At 65.5% G+C, this 13,871-nt stretch carries 14 protein-coding genes; 8 read left to right on the forward strand and 6 right to left on the reverse strand.

Annotated features, from left to right (window positions below; translation table 11 throughout):
• Positions 1-198 precede the first annotated feature (198 nt).
• On the reverse strand, positions 199-1,191 hold the full coding sequence (hslO, locus tag ACT89O_RS17255) for an Hsp33 family molecular chaperone HslO (protein WP_176886552.1): 993 nt from the start codon (positions 1,189-1,191) through the stop codon (positions 199-201).
• Positions 1,192-1,245: 54 nt separating this feature from the next.
• Positions 1,246-1,770: a gamma carbonic anhydrase family protein gene (locus ACT89O_RS17260; RefSeq protein ID WP_121420685.1), complete on the reverse strand. Its 525-nt coding sequence runs from the start codon at positions 1,768-1,770 to the stop codon at positions 1,246-1,248.
• Between the two features lie 110 nt (positions 1,771-1,880).
• Here ACT89O_RS17260 and ACT89O_RS17265 point away from each other — a divergent pair, with 110 nt between their 5' ends.
• The 3 genes from ACT89O_RS17265 (at position 1,881) to ACT89O_RS17275 (ending at position 5,496) form a co-directional block, all read left to right on the forward strand.
• On the forward strand, positions 1,881-2,684 hold the full coding sequence (locus ACT89O_RS17265; protein ID WP_487260692.1) for a ferritin-like domain-containing protein: 804 nt from the start codon (positions 1,881-1,883) through the stop codon (positions 2,682-2,684).
• 184 nt (positions 2,685-2,868) lie between these two features.
• Positions 2,869-4,134, forward strand: a complete 1,266-nt coding sequence (locus ACT89O_RS17270; protein WP_055398607.1) for an EAL and HDOD domain-containing protein — start codon at positions 2,869-2,871, stop codon at positions 4,132-4,134.
• Positions 4,135-4,215: 81 nt separating this feature from the next.
• Positions 4,216-5,496 carry an EAL and HDOD domain-containing protein gene (locus ACT89O_RS17275; protein WP_218300615.1) on the forward strand — a complete coding sequence of 427 codons (1,281 nt, stop codon included), beginning with the start codon at positions 4,216-4,218 and terminating at the stop codon, positions 5,494-5,496.
• A 66-nt stretch (positions 5,497-5,562) separates the two neighbouring features.
• Here ACT89O_RS17275 and ACT89O_RS17280 read toward each other — a convergent pair whose 3' ends face one another.
• The 3 genes from ACT89O_RS17280 to ACT89O_RS17290 form a co-directional block, all read right to left on the reverse strand.
• Entirely contained in the window at positions 5,563-6,528 is a 966-nt protein-coding gene (locus ACT89O_RS17280; protein WP_487260693.1) for a Bug family tripartite tricarboxylate transporter substrate binding protein, read from the reverse strand.
• Between the two features lie 66 nt (positions 6,529-6,594).
• Positions 6,595-7,494, reverse strand: coding sequence for a site-specific tyrosine recombinase XerD (gene xerD, locus ACT89O_RS17285; RefSeq protein WP_121505825.1), 900 nt, complete (start codon positions 7,492-7,494; stop codon positions 6,595-6,597).
• A 79-nt stretch (positions 7,495-7,573) separates the two neighbouring features.
• Entirely contained in the window at positions 7,574-8,539 is a 966-nt protein-coding gene (locus ACT89O_RS17290) for a tripartite tricarboxylate transporter substrate binding protein BugE (RefSeq protein WP_436129735.1), read from the reverse strand.
• Between the two features lie 127 nt (positions 8,540-8,666).
• Between ACT89O_RS17290 and ACT89O_RS17295 the strand changes: the two genes are divergently transcribed.
• On the forward strand, positions 8,667-9,572 hold the full coding sequence (locus ACT89O_RS17295; RefSeq protein ID WP_121505824.1) for an AEC family transporter: 906 nt from the start codon (positions 8,667-8,669) through the stop codon (positions 9,570-9,572).
• The gene (locus ACT89O_RS17300; protein WP_487260694.1) at positions 9,569-10,246 is read left to right on the forward strand and encodes a GDSL-type esterase/lipase family protein; all 678 of its coding nucleotides are present in this window, start codon (positions 9,569-9,571) and stop codon (positions 10,244-10,246) included. Before ACT89O_RS17295 ends, ACT89O_RS17300 begins: the two co-directional genes overlap by 4 nt.
• A gap of 97 nt (positions 10,247-10,343) precedes the next feature.
• On the opposite strand, the gene queG is transcribed toward ACT89O_RS17300, so the two are convergent.
• Positions 10,344-11,393 (reverse strand): tRNA epoxyqueuosine(34) reductase QueG, encoded by a 1,050-nt coding sequence (queG, locus tag ACT89O_RS17305; RefSeq protein ID WP_487260695.1) that lies wholly within the window; start codon positions 11,391-11,393, stop codon positions 10,344-10,346.
• Positions 11,394-11,405: 12 nt separating this feature from the next.
• Here queG and tsaE point away from each other — a divergent pair, with 12 nt between their 5' ends.
• From tsaE to ACT89O_RS17320, 3 genes are all read left to right on the forward strand, one after another.
• Entirely contained in the window at positions 11,406-11,936 is a 531-nt protein-coding gene (gene tsaE / locus ACT89O_RS17310; RefSeq protein WP_228899396.1) for a tRNA (adenosine(37)-N6)-threonylcarbamoyltransferase complex ATPase subunit type 1 TsaE, read from the forward strand.
• A 6-nt stretch (positions 11,937-11,942) separates the two neighbouring features.
• Entirely contained in the window at positions 11,943-13,394 is a 1,452-nt protein-coding gene (locus tag ACT89O_RS17315; RefSeq protein WP_487260696.1) for an N-acetylmuramoyl-L-alanine amidase, read from the forward strand.
• Between the two features lie 124 nt (positions 13,395-13,518).
• Positions 13,519-13,860, forward strand: coding sequence for a cupin domain-containing protein (locus ACT89O_RS17320; RefSeq protein WP_055393289.1), 342 nt, complete (start codon positions 13,519-13,521; stop codon positions 13,858-13,860).
• The last annotated feature ends 11 nt before the right edge of the window (positions 13,861-13,871 follow it).

A 13,871-nucleotide genomic window follows, 5' to 3' on the forward strand; every position in this document is an offset into this window, starting at 1 on the left:
GAAAGCGGTGCGACTGCGGGCCTGCCCCTGGGGTGGCCTTGCAGAGAACCTGCCGTGTGGAAGGCGACATCTTAGGGGCGCACCGCGTGATAAAGCGCGTGCGATTGTCAACGATGGTCATCCGCCCGGCACGTCGGCTGGCCCGTGTAGCGCAGGCAGCCGTGGCTGCGACGGGCGCCGGAAGACCTACCAGATGCCCTACTGGATGCCGGTGGGTCCGGGCGGCTGGCTGACGGTGGGTGGCACAAAAATCTGCGCGGCATCGACCGCGTCAAAGCGGTACTGCTGCCCGCAGAACTCGCAGCCCACCTCGATGTCTTCGCGTTCGGAGAGGATGCTCTCGGCTTCTTCGACGCCCAGGTTGCGCAGCATGTTGCTCACACGTTCACGGCTGCAGGTGCAGGCAAACCGCGGGCCGCTGGCGCCCTGCTGGGGCTCGAAGCGCAGCAGCTTTTCCTCCCAGAACAGGCGGCGCAGGATGGTGTCCACGTCCAGGTTCAGCAGCTCTTCGCGCGTGAGGCTGGCAGCCAGGTGGGCGATCCGGTTGTAGTCTTCGTTGTGGCCGATCTGGTCTTCGTTCTCGCGGTGCGTGAGGCCTGCGGCCAAATTGCCCTCGCCCTTGATCGGCATGCGCTGGATCAACAGGCCCGCAGCCACCTGGTCATTGGCGCCCAGCACCAGGATGGTGTCCAGCTGCTCGGACTGCAGCATGTAGTGCTGCAACACGTCGGACAGGCGCTCCAGCTTCTCGTGGCGGTCGCCATACAGCGGCACCACGCCCTGGTAGGGCTGCTGGCCCGGGTGGCGGTCCTTGGGGTCGAGCGTGATCGCACAGCGGCCGCCACCGCCCACATTCACCATCTGGCTCAGGGCTGCGCCCTCTGGCACCTCGCTGTTCACGGTCGCCGTGGCTCGCAGGCTCAGGTCCGACTGCACTTCGGCCACGGCGAGCTTTACGGGGCCATCGCCAAACACCTGCAACACCAGTGCGCCGTTGAACTTGATGTTGGACTGCATGAGCACACCGGCGGCGGCCATCTCGCCCAGCAGCTCGCTCACGGGCGCAGGGTAGGCACCCGTGCTGGTGTTGCTGGCGCGGCGGCGCAGGATTTCGGTCCAGGCATCGGTCAGGCGCACGATCATGCCGCGCACGGGCAGGCCGTCGAAAAGAAACTTGTGGAGTTCAGACACGCAGGGGTTCCAGGAGAAAAGTGGACGGCAGCAACGAAAAAAAGTGGCCGCCGCTCAGGCGAGCTTGTGCAGGCCGTTGTGATAGCGGCGCGCGTTGTCGATGTAGTGCTGGGCGCTCTGGCGCAGGCCTTCAATCTGCTCGGGAGTCAGTTCGCGCACTGCCTTGGCAGGGCTGCCGATGATCATGGAGCCATCCGGGAACTCCTTGCCCTCGGTCACCAGCGCGCCCGCGCCCACCAGGCAATGCTTGCCGATCTTGGCGCCGTTGAGCACCACGGCGCCAATGCCGATGAGTGATTCGTCGCCGATGGTGCAGCCGTGCAGCATGACCTGGTGGCCCACCGTCACACGCTCACCCACCACCAGTGGCTTGCCGATGTCTGCATGCAAGACACTGGCATCCTGGATGTTGGAGCCAGCGCCGATGGTGATCGTCTCGGTATCGCCGCGGATCACCGTGCCGAACCAGACGCTGGCGTCTTCGCCCAGCACCACATTGCCCATCACTTGGGCACTGTCCGCCACCCAGGCCGATGCCGCCAACTGGGGCACCATGCCATCGAGTTCGTAAATCGCCATGCACCACTCCAAAAAAGAGGAAAGGCCAGCGTTTGCACAGGCCTAGGGAAGTCGCCAGACGTTACAAAGCGTGCGCCGTGTTCCGCATGGCAGGGCCTAGAATTGTAAGGATGGAGCTTCGCCACCGTGCACTGCAGGTCTTGTGCCTTGCAGACCCTGAACAAAAAGCGGCCGCAGCGCTTGACCTGCAAGCGCAATCAGCTACTCTTTCGATAGCAGAACAATCCCCCACTCCCCCATCCGACGCCAGTGCACTGCCTGGCCGTCCCGAGCGGCCGGAGCTGCTTCGCCATACCGACGTCGCCCGCCGTTCGCCGGCCACTCCACAGGGGCGCGCCATTCTGATCCACGCCATTGCGCACATCGAGTTCAACGCCATCAATCTGGCACTCGACGCGGTATGGCGCTTTGACGGCATGCCCCGCAGCTACTACACCGACTGGATGCTGGTCGCTGGGGAAGAGGCCCGGCACTTTCGCCTGTTGCGCGATCACCTGCGCCGCCAGGGCCATGACTATGGCGACTTCCCGGCCCACCAGGGCCTGTGGACGATGTGCGAGAAGACCCAGCACGACATCCTGGCCCGCATGGCGCTGGTGCCGCGCACCCTGGAGGCGCGCGGGCTGGACGCCACGCCGCAGATTCAGGCCAAGCTGCGCCAAGTGGGCACGCCCGATGCGCTGGCCGCCGTGGGCATTCTCGACATCATCCTGCGCGACGAGGTGGGCCATGTGGCCATCGGCAACCACTGGTACCGCTGGCTGTGCGAGCGCCAGGGGGTAGACCCTGAAGCCCACTATGGCACCCTGGTCAAGCAGTACGAAGCCCCCCGCTTGAAACCCCCGTTCAACGAAGCCGCCCGCCGCAAGGCCGGGTTCACTGACAACGAGCTGCGCTGGCTCCAGCAGATCTGACATGGCTTGCGCAAGAAAAGGCTCCGTCAAGCGGCCAGTCCCAGGGCGAGAAGGCTGGCGCATCCCGATGTATGCAAGCCCTGTCTCAATTCCTGGTTACAGCGCGCGCCCGCAGCGGCTCCTACAATTTGCCGCGCCAGCCCCGCCCGCTGACACTGGCCCCTCTTTCTTCGATACTCCCTCCATGACTTCACCCACTGCCCCCGGCACTCCCACCGCACCGCCCTCCGGCAACCAGTCCTCGGTCGCCATGATCGCGCGGCAGGCCATCGTGAATGCGCAGCAGGTGGTGGTCGGCTATGAGCTGTTCAACCGCTCGCGCAGCGGCGCCGCACACACGGCCGCCACCGACGTGATCCTGGTCTTCACCGCCCTTTCGCACGCTGGCACTGAAGAGCTGGTGGGCAAAAAGCTCATCTTCGTGAACTGCACGCATGAAAGCCTTTCCGGTGGCCACCTCGAACTCGTGGAGCCCGACAAGGTGGTGCTCGAAATTCCTCCACTGGGCCACACTGCGGCCGAAGAAGTCGCCACGCGCCTGCCTATCTTGACCGAGCTGCGCGACCGGGGCTTTCACCTGGCGTTCAACCACACGGTGTTGCAGTCCGCGTATGCCCCGTGGCTGCCGCTGGCGGACTACATCAAGCTGGATCTTTCGGTGCTGGCGCCCGACCAGCTGGCCGTGCTGATCAGCTACGCCGGGCGCCACAGCCAGGCCGAACTGATCGCGGAAAAGGTGGAAACTGCTCAGCAGTACGACATGGTCTCCAGCCAGGGCGTGCAGATGTTCCAGGGCTACTGGTTCGCACGGCCCGCGCTGGTCGAGGCCAAGCTGCTGACCCCGTCACAGGCCAGCATCATTGAACTCATCAACCAGGTGCGAAAACAGGCCAGCACCGATGACATCGAAGAAACGCTCAAGAAAGATGCTGGCCTGGCCTTCAACCTGATGCGCCTGATCAACTCGGCAGGTTTTGGCCTGTCGCGCGAGATCACGTCTTTCCGCCAGGCCGTGATGCTCATGGGCCTGAAAAAACTGTTCCGCTGGGCAGCGCTGCTGCTCACTGCCTCGCGCACGGGCGGCACCCCATCGTCTGTGGGCCAGACCGCCGTGGTGCGGGGCCGCCTCATGGAACTGCTGGCGCTCGAAACCCTTCCGCCCGAAGAAGCCGACCAGGCCTTCGTCGTGGGCATCTTCTCGCTGCTGGACGTGATGCTGTCCATGCCCATGGAATCCGCGCTCGGCCTGCTCAACGTGCCTGAGCCCGTGGCGGCGGCGCTGCTGCGGCGCGAAGGCTTCCTGGGAGACCTGCTGACCCTGGCCGAAGCCTGCGAATCCAGCGACGATGTGGTGTTCGACCGCACGGCGGGCCTGCTGCACCTGACCAGCCAGCAGATCAACTTTGCGCACCTGCAAGCCCTGGCCTGGGCGGACCAACTCACCGACTGAAGCTCACATTGATTGATAGGCGCACGCCACGTGCAGGTCTAGAATCATTGCAGACCCCAGCACATCACTCCAGCAGACCCCATGTCGACCACACCTGAACAAGACGCCCCCGAAGCTGCATCGCCTGCGGTTGACCCTGTAGACGAGAACATCGCCATCATTGCGCGCCAGGCCATCGTGGACGAATCCCGCGCTGTCTATGGCTATGAGCTGTTTGACCGGTCCACCGCCTCCGACGCCCACACAGCGGCCAGCGACGCTGCCCTGCTGTTCAACGCCCTGTCGTACGCCGGCACCGAGGCCCTGGTCGGCAAGAAGACGGTGTTTATCAACTGCACGCACGACAGCCTCTCGGGCGGCCACCTGGAACTGATCCACCCCGAAAAGGTGGTGCTGGAAGTCCCCCCTCTACCCGACGGCGCCACGCCCGAGGAGATCGAAGGCCGCATTCCCACGCTGGAAGCCCTGCGCACGCGCGGTTTTCGCCTGGCATTCGACCAGCAGGCCCTCAAGCGCGCCTACACCAGCTGGTTGCCCATGGCCTCCTTCATCAAGCTCGACATGCAGGCCTTCAAGCCTGAACTGGCTGGGCCGCTGGTCAAGTTCTCCACCACCCACAGCAAGGCCACGCTGGTGGCCGAAAAGGTGGAAACCGCCGAACAGTACGAGCTGATGCGCGGCCTGGGCGTCAAGCTCTTCCAGGGCTACTGGTTTGCCCAGCCTTCGCTGGTGAAGGCCACCACCATCCGCCCCTCGCAGGCCACGATCATCCAGCTCATCAACCTGGTGCGCAAACAGGCCAGCACGGCCGAGATCGAAGATCTGCTCAAGAAAGACCCCACGCTGTCTTTCAACCTGCTGCGCTTCATCAACTCCTCCGGTTTTGGCCTGTCGTGCGAGATCACCTCGTTCCGCCATGCGGTGATGATCCTGGGCCTCAAGAAGCTGTTCCGCTGGGCGGCCTTGCTCATGACCACGTCCCGCGCCGGCGGCGCGCCCCCCGCCGTGGGCCAGACCGCCGTGGTGCGCGGCCGCCTGATGGAGCTGCTGGCCGCCGAGCTGCTGCCACCCGAAGAATGTGACAACGCCTTTGTGGTGGGTGTGTTCTCGCTGCTGGACACCATGCTGGGAGTTCCGATTGAAAAGGCGCTCGAATCCGTGGCACTGCCCGAGCCCGTGATGGACGCCCTGCTGCGCGGCACCGGTGTGTTCGCGCCCTTCCTGGAACTGACCAAGGCCTGCGAAAGCGGCGACGAAGTGGCCTTTGCCAAGAACGCCGATGCGCTGCACCTGTCCAATCGCCAGGTCAACTGGGCCCACCTGCAGGCACTGACCTGGGCCGAGAGCCTCAACGAAGACTGATTCGTCCCAGAAACACCTTTGCCTGCACGGGCCCTGGTCATCCAGGGCCCGTGGTTTTTCTGGCGGTCATTGATTTCCCTGGATACCCGCCGCGCGGATGATGCGCGCGTTGTTCTCCGACTCCTGCGCAATCTGGCGCGCGAACTCGGCAGCCGTGCCGCCGGTCGGTACGTTGTCCGTGGACTCGAGCTTGTTGCGGATGTCGGGCAGGGCCAGCGCCTTGTTCACCTCGGTATTGATGCGCTCCAGCACGGCCACAGGCGTCTGCGCTGGCGCATAGATGCCAAACAGGGAAGACAGGTTGGCTGCAGGCTGGCCCAGCTCTGCCAGCGTGGGCACCTGGGGCAGCGAGTCGAGCCGCGCTGGTGCGCCCACCGCCAGCGGCTTGAGCTTGCCCGCCTTGATGTGCTGCAGCACGGCAGGGCCCGCGTTGGTGGACAACACCTCGTACTGGCCGCCCAGCGCGTCGTTCATCTGCTGGCCGCCGCCCTTGTAGGGGACATGGGTGATCTGCACCTGGCTTTTGCCCATGATCTGCTCCAGCATGATGTGGCCCAGCGACGCCTGCCCCGAGGTCGCCCAGCGCACAGCCCCCGGCTTGGCCTGTGCGGCGGCGATGAGGTCCTTGAAATCCGCCGCCTTGCTGGCGGATGTGCCCAGCAGCAGCACGGGTGAATACATCACGCTCACGACCGGCGCAATGTCCTTTTGAGGATCGAACGGCGACTTGCCCAGGTGCGGATTGAGCGCCAGCGGGCTCACCGCCGCAAAGCCCAGGGTGTAGCCGTCGGGAGCCGCCTTGGCCACCGCATCCAAGCCCAGGCTGCCACTCGCACCGGCCTTGTTCTCGATGACCACAGGGGTGCCGAGCTGCACAGCCAGCTTGTCGGCCAGCGCTCGGGCCACCGTGTCGCTCACGCCGCCAGCGGGGTAGGCCACCACGATGCGAATCGGTTTGGCCGTGGGCCAGGCCTGCGCCATGGCCAGGGTGACCGTGCTCAGCAGCAACGCGCCGACAAATAGTTTTTTCATGAATGTTTCCTTGGGTGAAAGGGCGTGTATCCGCAGGGGCACCACAACCAGGGCGGGGCGCCTGCGCTACCCGCGCGGATGGTGTTGCGCATGAAGCGATTTGAGCCGCTCGCGCGCCACGTGGGTGTAGATGGTGGTGGTGGAAATATCGGCGTGGCCCAGCAGCAGCTGCACCACCCGCAAATCTGCACCGTGGTTGAGCAGATGCGTGGCGAACGCGTGCCGCAGCGTGTGAGGCGACAGTGGCACGGTGATGCCCGCCACCTGCGCCCATTTCTTCACGATGACCCAGAACATGACCCGCGTCATGCCGCTGCCCCGCTGGGTGACGAACAGGTCGTCTGTCTGCTGCCCGCCCAGGATGGCGCTACGGCCCTCCTGCAGGTAGCGGTCCAGCCACTGGCGGGCCACTTCGCCAAACGGCACGAGCCGCTCCTTGCTGCCCTTGCCCATGACCCGCAGCACACCTTCGTTCAGGCCCAGCTGAAAGGTCTTGAGCGTGACCAGCTCCGTCACGCGCAGGCCGCTGGCGTACATCAGCTCCAGCATGGTGCGGTCACGCAGCCCGAGCGGGTTGCCGACGTCTGGCGCATTCAGCAGGGCTTCCACCTGCGCCTGTGACAAGGTCTTGGGCACGCGCAGAGGCTGGCGCGCAGCCTGCAACCGCACCGTGGGGTCGACCGTGATGCGCCGCTCCCGCAGCGCCCAGTGAAAGTAGCGGCGCAGCACCGTGAGGCGCCGGTTGGCAGACGTAGCGCGGGTCTGCGCATGCCGGGCGGCGAAGTAACCCTGCAGATGGTGCTCGGCCGTGCCGTCCAACGCCTGCGGAGGCTGCTGGTCGGCCAGCCACTGCGCGTACAGCGTCAGGTCACGCCGGTAGGCGGCCAGCGTGTTGCGCGAAAGCCCGTCCTCCAGCCAGAGGGCGTCCACAAAGGTGTCGATGGCGGTCAGGCTGGTGGCAAGCATGCAAAAAACGATAGCACGTAAAAAAGCCGCCCGTGGCAACGGGCGGCTTTGACTGAGAAGTATGGAATACGGCGCTTGCTTATTCCAGCGTCAGCTTCTGCTTGGCGACCACCTGCTTGTAGACCGCGAACTCGGCCTTGATCTGCTCGGCAAACTGCTCGGGCGTGTTGCCCACCACGATGGAGCCGGTGTCTTCGATGCGCTTCTTCACGGCCGCGTCTTGCAGTGCGGTGCGCACGGCGGCGTTGATTTTGTCAACGATGTCCTTGGGCAGTCCCTTGGGGCCCAGGATGCCGTAGTAGGCCATGCGGTTCACGGGCTCCAGGCCCAGTTCCTTGAACGTGGGCACATTGGGCAGTGCGGCAACGCGCTGTGGCGCGGCCACAGCGATGGCCACGAGGCGGTTGTCCTTGATGAAGGGCAGCGCGGATGGAATGTTGTCAAAGATGATCGGCACCTGGCCGGCCACGGTGTCGTTCAGCGCCGGGCCCGCACCGCGGTAGGGGATGTGCGTGACGAAGGTGTTGGACAGGCTCTTGTACAGCTCCATCTGCAGGTGGCCAATGCCGCCCGTGCCCGACGATGCATACGAGTACTTGCCGGGGTTCTTCTGCACTTCGGCCACAAACGACTTGTAGTCCTTGGCGGGGAAGCTGGGGTTCACGGCAATCAGATTGGGCGTGGCCGCAATGTTGATGATGGGCGTGAAGTCCGTCAGCGGGTTATACGGGGTCTTGGGGTTGATGGCGGGGTTGGCGGCCGTGGTGGACACGGTGGCCACGCCCAGCGTGTAGCCGTCTGGTGCCGAGCGTGCCGTTTCTGCCGCACCCACAATGCCGCCGCCACCGGCCTTGTTCTCCACGATCACGCTCTGGCCCAGGGCCTTGCCCAGCGGGTCGGCGATCACGCGCGCAATGATGTCGGTGGTGCCACCGGGTGCAAACGGCACCTGCAGCTTGATCACCTTGTTGGGGTAGCCCTGGGCGGCTGCGGTGCCTGCGGCGGCAGCCAGTACGGTCAGCGCGAGCCATTGACGACGATGCATGGAGTTCTCCTTCGAGCGGGGGTAACAAACAGCGCTGATGGTATGCGCAATGGCTGCCTTGGAGCCCTGCGGATTCCACATAAGGGCTAACCCGAAGAGACTGACACGGATCAAGTATTCTCGGCACGTGAATTACGCCCAGCTCCTGATCCCGGACTTCTCCCTCATCCTCTGCGGATACCTCATCTGCCGGTACACCGCCCTCAACCGCTCGGTATGGCAACCCGTGGAGAGCCTGGTGTACTACCTGCTCTTCCCTGTGCTGTTGTTCCAGTCCATCGTCAAGAGCCCGGTGGACATCGGCGCTGCGTCCGGCCTCATCGCTGCGGGCTTGACCATGGGCATCACAGGCATTGCGCTGGCCTACAGCCTGCCGCACTGGCCCTGGCTGGGCAAGCACATCGACGCACGCGACCACGCGGCCAGCGCGCAGGTGGCGTTCCGCTTCAACTCGTTCATTGGCCTGGCCATTGCCGAGCGCCTGGCGGGCGCTGAGGGCTTGCTGATGATTGCCGTGCTGATCGGCGTGTGCGTGCCGCTGTTCAACGTGGCGGCCGTGTGGCCCATGGCGCGGCATGGCCAGCACAGCTTTGCGCGCGAGCTGGTGCGCAACCCGCTCATCGTCGCCACGGTGTCGGGCCTGGTGGCCAACCTGCTGGGCTTTCAGATTCCGGAATGGGCCAGCCCCACGGTCAGCCGCATCAGTGCGGCGTCGCTCGCGCTGGGGCTGATGGCAGCCGGCGCAGGCCTGCAATTTGGCCTGCTCTCGCGCGGCAAGGCGCTGAGCGTGGCGGTGTTGTCGATCCGGCACCTGGTGCAGCCCCTGCTGGCGTTTGCGATGGCGCGGCTGTTTGGGCTCAATGCCGTGCAGACCACCATGCTGCTCGCGTTCTCGGCCCTGCCCACTGCCTCTACCTGCTATGTGCTGGCGGCGCGCATGGGCTACAACGGGCCGTATGTGGCCGGGCTGGTGACGCTCTCCACATTGCTGGGCATGGTCAGCCTGCCGTTTGCGCTGGGGTTTCTCCGATGACCGATTCCCGCAGAGCCCTGGGTTCCGACGCCTTGGCAAGCCGCCGCGCGTTGATGGCAAGCCTGGGGGCACTGGCGCTTGTGCCGTTGGTGGGCTGCGGGCGCAAAACCCCGCGCGCGCAATCGTTGCCGCCCGATGCCACCGTGCTGGCCCTGGGCGACTCGCTGACATCGGGCGTGGGTGCCTCGGCCGACACCGCCTACCCGGCCGTGCTGGCACGCCTGACAGGCTGGAAGGTGGTCAATGGTGGCATTTCGGGTGACACCTCGGGCGATGCGCTGGCACGCCTGCCGGGGTTGCTGCAAAAGCACAAGCCGGCGTTGGTGATCGTGAGCATTGGCGGCAACGACTTTCTGCGCCGCCAGAGCGCCACCGGCACCCGCAGCAACATCCGCCAGATCTGCGCCGATGCTCAGGCCGGCGGCGCACAGGTGCTGCTGGTGGCGGTGCCCGAGCTGACGATGCTGGCGGCGGTAGGCCGCCTGAGCGACCACGCGATGTACGAAGAGATCGCCGGCGAACTGAAAGTGCCGCTGCACAGCAAAGGCTGGTCGGGTGTACTGGGGCAGGAGCGGCTGCGGGCGGACCAGATCCATGCCAATGCTGCGGGGTATGAAGAATTTACCCAGGGGCTGGTGTTGACCCTCAAAGACACAGGTTTGCTGGCGCGGTAGCCGCAAGAGCAAAAGCAACACGCCCCAGCAAAGCTGGCACCAATGCTCTTATTTTGATAGCTTTTTGCGCTTATCCATCAAGCGCCAGGTGCCAATTTCATTCAATATTCAGCGCCCAGACCACATGTTCGCGCACCAGCTCGCTGGCGTCGTCGGCGCGGGACTGCAATGCCGCACGCACCGCCTCGTCGCCCGTCGCCCGCAGCGCATTGCCCAGCGCCACAGCCACATTGCGCAGCCAGCGCTCGTGGCCAATGCGGCGGATGGGGCCGCCTTCGGTCATGCGCAAAAAGGTGGGCTCGTCCCACGCAAACAGGTGCACCAGCTGCTGGCCCGCCAGGCCCTTGCGCTCGTCAAAGTCCGGCAGGCGGCTCACCTGGGCAAACTTGTTCCAGGGGCAAATCAGCTGGCAGTCGTCGCAGCCGTAGATGCGGTTGCCCATCAGTGGCCGCAACTCCACGGGGATGGGCCCGGCGTGTTCGATGGTGAGGTACGAGATGCAGCGCCGCGCATCAACGCGGTGCGGCGCAATGATGGCCTGCGTGGGGCACACGTCAATGCACGCACTGCAGCTGCCGCAGTGCGCGGTGACGGGCGCGCTTTCGGGCAGGGCCATGTCCACATAGATTTCGCCCAGAAAGAACATGGACCCCGCCTCGCGGTTGAGCACCAGTGTGTGTTTGCCGCGCCAGCCCTGCCCGCTGCGCGCGGCCAGCTCCGCTTCCAGCACGGGGGCCGAGTCGGTGAACACGCGGTGGCCAAACGGTCCAATCGCCTCGGCGATGCGGTCACTGAGTTTTTGCAGGCGCGCGCGCAGCACCTTGTGATAGTCCCGGCCCCGGGCGTAGACCGAGACGATGCCCTCCTGCGGGCGCTGCAGGCGCGAAAGCTCCGCCGTCTGCCAGCCTTCGGGCGCGTCCATGGCGGTATCGCGCGGCAAGTAATCCATGCGCGCCGTGATCACGCTCACGGTGCCGGGCACCAGTTCGGCCGGGCGCGCACGCTTCATGCCGTGGGATGCCATGTAATGCATGTCACCATGGAAGCCCTGTGCCAGCCAGGCCTCAAGCCCGGGCTCTGCCGCAGACAAGTCCACCCCCGCCACGCCGATTTGGGAAAATCCCAGCTCGCGGGCCCACTCCTGCATTTGAGGAACGAGTTGACTGTTGCACCACATACCGGCCAGATTGTAGAAAGTGGCAACCATGCTGCTTCTGCCCACCATGCCGAAGCTTCGCGCCACTTCACCTGGCACAGCGAGGACGACACCGCTGCCTTCGCGCAGCGCCTGGCCGCACAGCCCCTGCTGGCCAATGCCTTTGTAACCCTGCACGGCGACCTCGGCGCGGGCAAGACCACGCTGGTGCGCCACCTGCTGCGCACCCTGGGCGTGCAGGGCCGCATCAAGAGCCCCACCTACGCCGTGGTGGAGCCGCACGAGGCCCCGGGCCTCGCCATCTGGCACTTTGACTTCTACCGCTTTGACGACCCGCGCGAGTGGGAGGATGCGGGTTTCAGGGACATTTTTGCCAACCCCGGTCTCAAGGTGGCAGAATGGCCGGAAAAGGCTGCAGCGCTTACCCCGCTTGCGGACCTTGCTATCCACATTGAAGCAATCGACGACACCGAAAGGAAAGTCACCGTGCACGCCCATACCCCCATCGGGCGTGCCTTGCTGCAAGCACTCTGAGACGCCGTGAACGAACCCACCCTGCCCGCTCATCCCCCCGCTGCCCCCCTGCCCTCGCGCCGCGCTGTGCTGCAGGCGGGCAGTCTGGTGCTGTTGCTGGGCACGCAGCAGATTGCACGCGGCGCCACCATCCTGGCCGTGCGCGTGTGGCCCGCCCCCGAGTATTCGCGCGTGACCATCGAATCCGACGGTGCGCTGGTGGCCAAGCAGTTTTTCGTGACCACCCCGCCCCGGCTGGCGGTGGATATCGAGGGCATTGACCTGAGCCCCGAGCTGCGCGAGCTGGTGGCCAAGGTCAAGCCCGACGACCCCAACATCGCCGGCATCCGCGTGGGCCAGAATGCGCCCGGTGTGGTGCGTCTGGTGGTCGACCTGAAACAGGCGGCCATGCCCCAGGTGTTCACGCTGCCCCCCGTGGCGGCCTACCAGCACCGGCTCGTGTTTGACCTGTACCCCGCCGCACCGGTGGACCCGCTGGAGGCGCTGATTGCCGAACGCCTGCGCGAGGCCCCCGCCAAGCCCGCCCCCGCACCCAAGCCGCCGCTGACGGCCGCTGCTGCGGCCAACGCCGCCGCAGCGCGCGCCCCCACAGCGCCCGAGCACGACCCGCTGGGCGACCTGATTGCGCAGCGCAGCCAGCGCCCTGGCCCGCCCGAGCCACCACCCATGGTGGCCACCGCGCCGCCACCGCCAGAACCCGCGCGCCCCGGCAACCGCGCCACATCCACCCAGACCGACCGCATCATCATCGTGGCGCTGGACCCTGGCCACGGCGGCGAAGACCCCGGCGCCATCGGCCCTGCAGGCACGCGCGAAAAGGACGTGGTGCTGCGCGTGGCGCACCTGCTGCGCGACCGCATCAACGCCACCACCGTGGGCGGCAACCCCATGCGCGCCTACCTGACGCGCGACGGCGATTACTTTGTGCCCCTGGGCACCCGCGTGCAAAAGGCGCGGCGCGTGCAGGCCGACCTGTTCGTCAGCATCCACGCCGACGCGTTCACCACCCCCGCCGCCAGGGGCGCCAGCGTGTTTGCGCTGAGCCAGGGTGGCGCCTCCAGCACGGCTGCCCGCTGGCTGGCCAACAAGGAGAACCAGGCCGACCTGGTGGGCGGGATCAACGTGCAGTCCAAAGACCAGCACGTGCAGCGCGCGCTGCTGGACATGAGCACCACCGCACAGATCAACGACAGCCTGAAGCTGGGCACCGTGCTGCTGGGCGAGATCGGCGGCATGGCCAAGCTGCACAAGCCCCGCGTGGAGCAGGCAGGTTTTGCCGTGCTGAAGGCGCCCGATATTCCGAGCGTATTGGTCGAAACCGCCTTTATCAGCAACCCCGAAGAAGAAAAGCGCCTGCGCAGCAGTGCCTACCAGGAACAACTGGCCGATGCGCTGATGCGCGGCATCACGCGTTACTTTGCCAAGAACCCGCCGCTGGCGCGCAGCCGGTCGGTGTAAGAACCTGTTCAAGACACCCCAATGGTGACTCCCCCGCCTTGCGCGGGCCGCGAAGTGCAGGCACAGTAGCCTTCATCGTCCCAGCCCGGCGCGCACCGCGCACCGGCAGGAAAGGAGGAATGCCATGGCACTACCCCACGCCCAATCCGGCCAGATCGTCAGCATGCGCCCCCTGGGCGACCGTTTGCCCGAAACCGTCACCACCGCCATCCTCAAAGCAGGTCAGCTTGAAGTGATACGCGTGGTGCTGCCGGTGGGCAAATCCATGAAAGAACACCAGACCCCCGGCGAGGGCACCGTGTTGTGCATTGAAGGCATGGTGGAATTTGTCAGCGAGCACGGCGTTCAGCAACTGCGCGCGGGCGATTTTGTGCACCTTGCGCCCCGCGCACTGCACTCGCTCAAAGCCGTGGAGGATGCATCGCTGCTGGTCACCATGTGCCTCAAGCCTACCCAAGCAGCATAGGCCCATCACCG

Source organism: Acidovorax sp. NN32 (assembly GCF_057597245.1).

Coding starts and splice junctions, on each gene's coding strand:
- ACT89O_RS17260 (WP_121420685.1), bottom strand. CDS start 1,770: ATGGCGATTTACGAACTCGATGGCATGGTGCCCCAGTTGGCGGCATCG.
- ACT89O_RS17265 (WP_487260692.1), top strand. CDS start 1,881: ATGGAGCTTCGCCACCGTGCACTGCAGGTCTTGTGCCTTGCAGACCCT.
- ACT89O_RS17270 (WP_055398607.1), top strand. CDS start 2,869: ATGACTTCACCCACTGCCCCCGGCACTCCCACCGCACCGCCCTCCGGC.
- ACT89O_RS17275 (WP_218300615.1), top strand. CDS start 4,216: ATGTCGACCACACCTGAACAAGACGCCCCCGAAGCTGCATCGCCTGCG.
- ACT89O_RS17280 (WP_487260693.1), bottom strand. CDS start 6,528: ATGAAAAAACTATTTGTCGGCGCGTTGCTGCTGAGCACGGTCACCCTG.
- xerD (WP_121505825.1), bottom strand. CDS start 7,494: ATGCTTGCCACCAGCCTGACCGCCATCGACACCTTTGTGGACGCCCTC.
- ACT89O_RS17290 (WP_436129735.1), bottom strand. CDS start 8,539: ATGCATCGTCGTCAATGGCTCGCGCTGACCGTACTGGCTGCCGCCGCA.
- ACT89O_RS17300 (WP_487260694.1), top strand. CDS start 9,569: ATGACCGATTCCCGCAGAGCCCTGGGTTCCGACGCCTTGGCAAGCCGC.
- queG (WP_487260695.1), bottom strand. CDS start 11,393: ATGCAGGAGTGGGCCCGCGAGCTGGGATTTTCCCAAATCGGCGTGGCG.
- ACT89O_RS17320 (WP_055393289.1), top strand. CDS start 13,519: ATGGCACTACCCCACGCCCAATCCGGCCAGATCGTCAGCATGCGCCCC.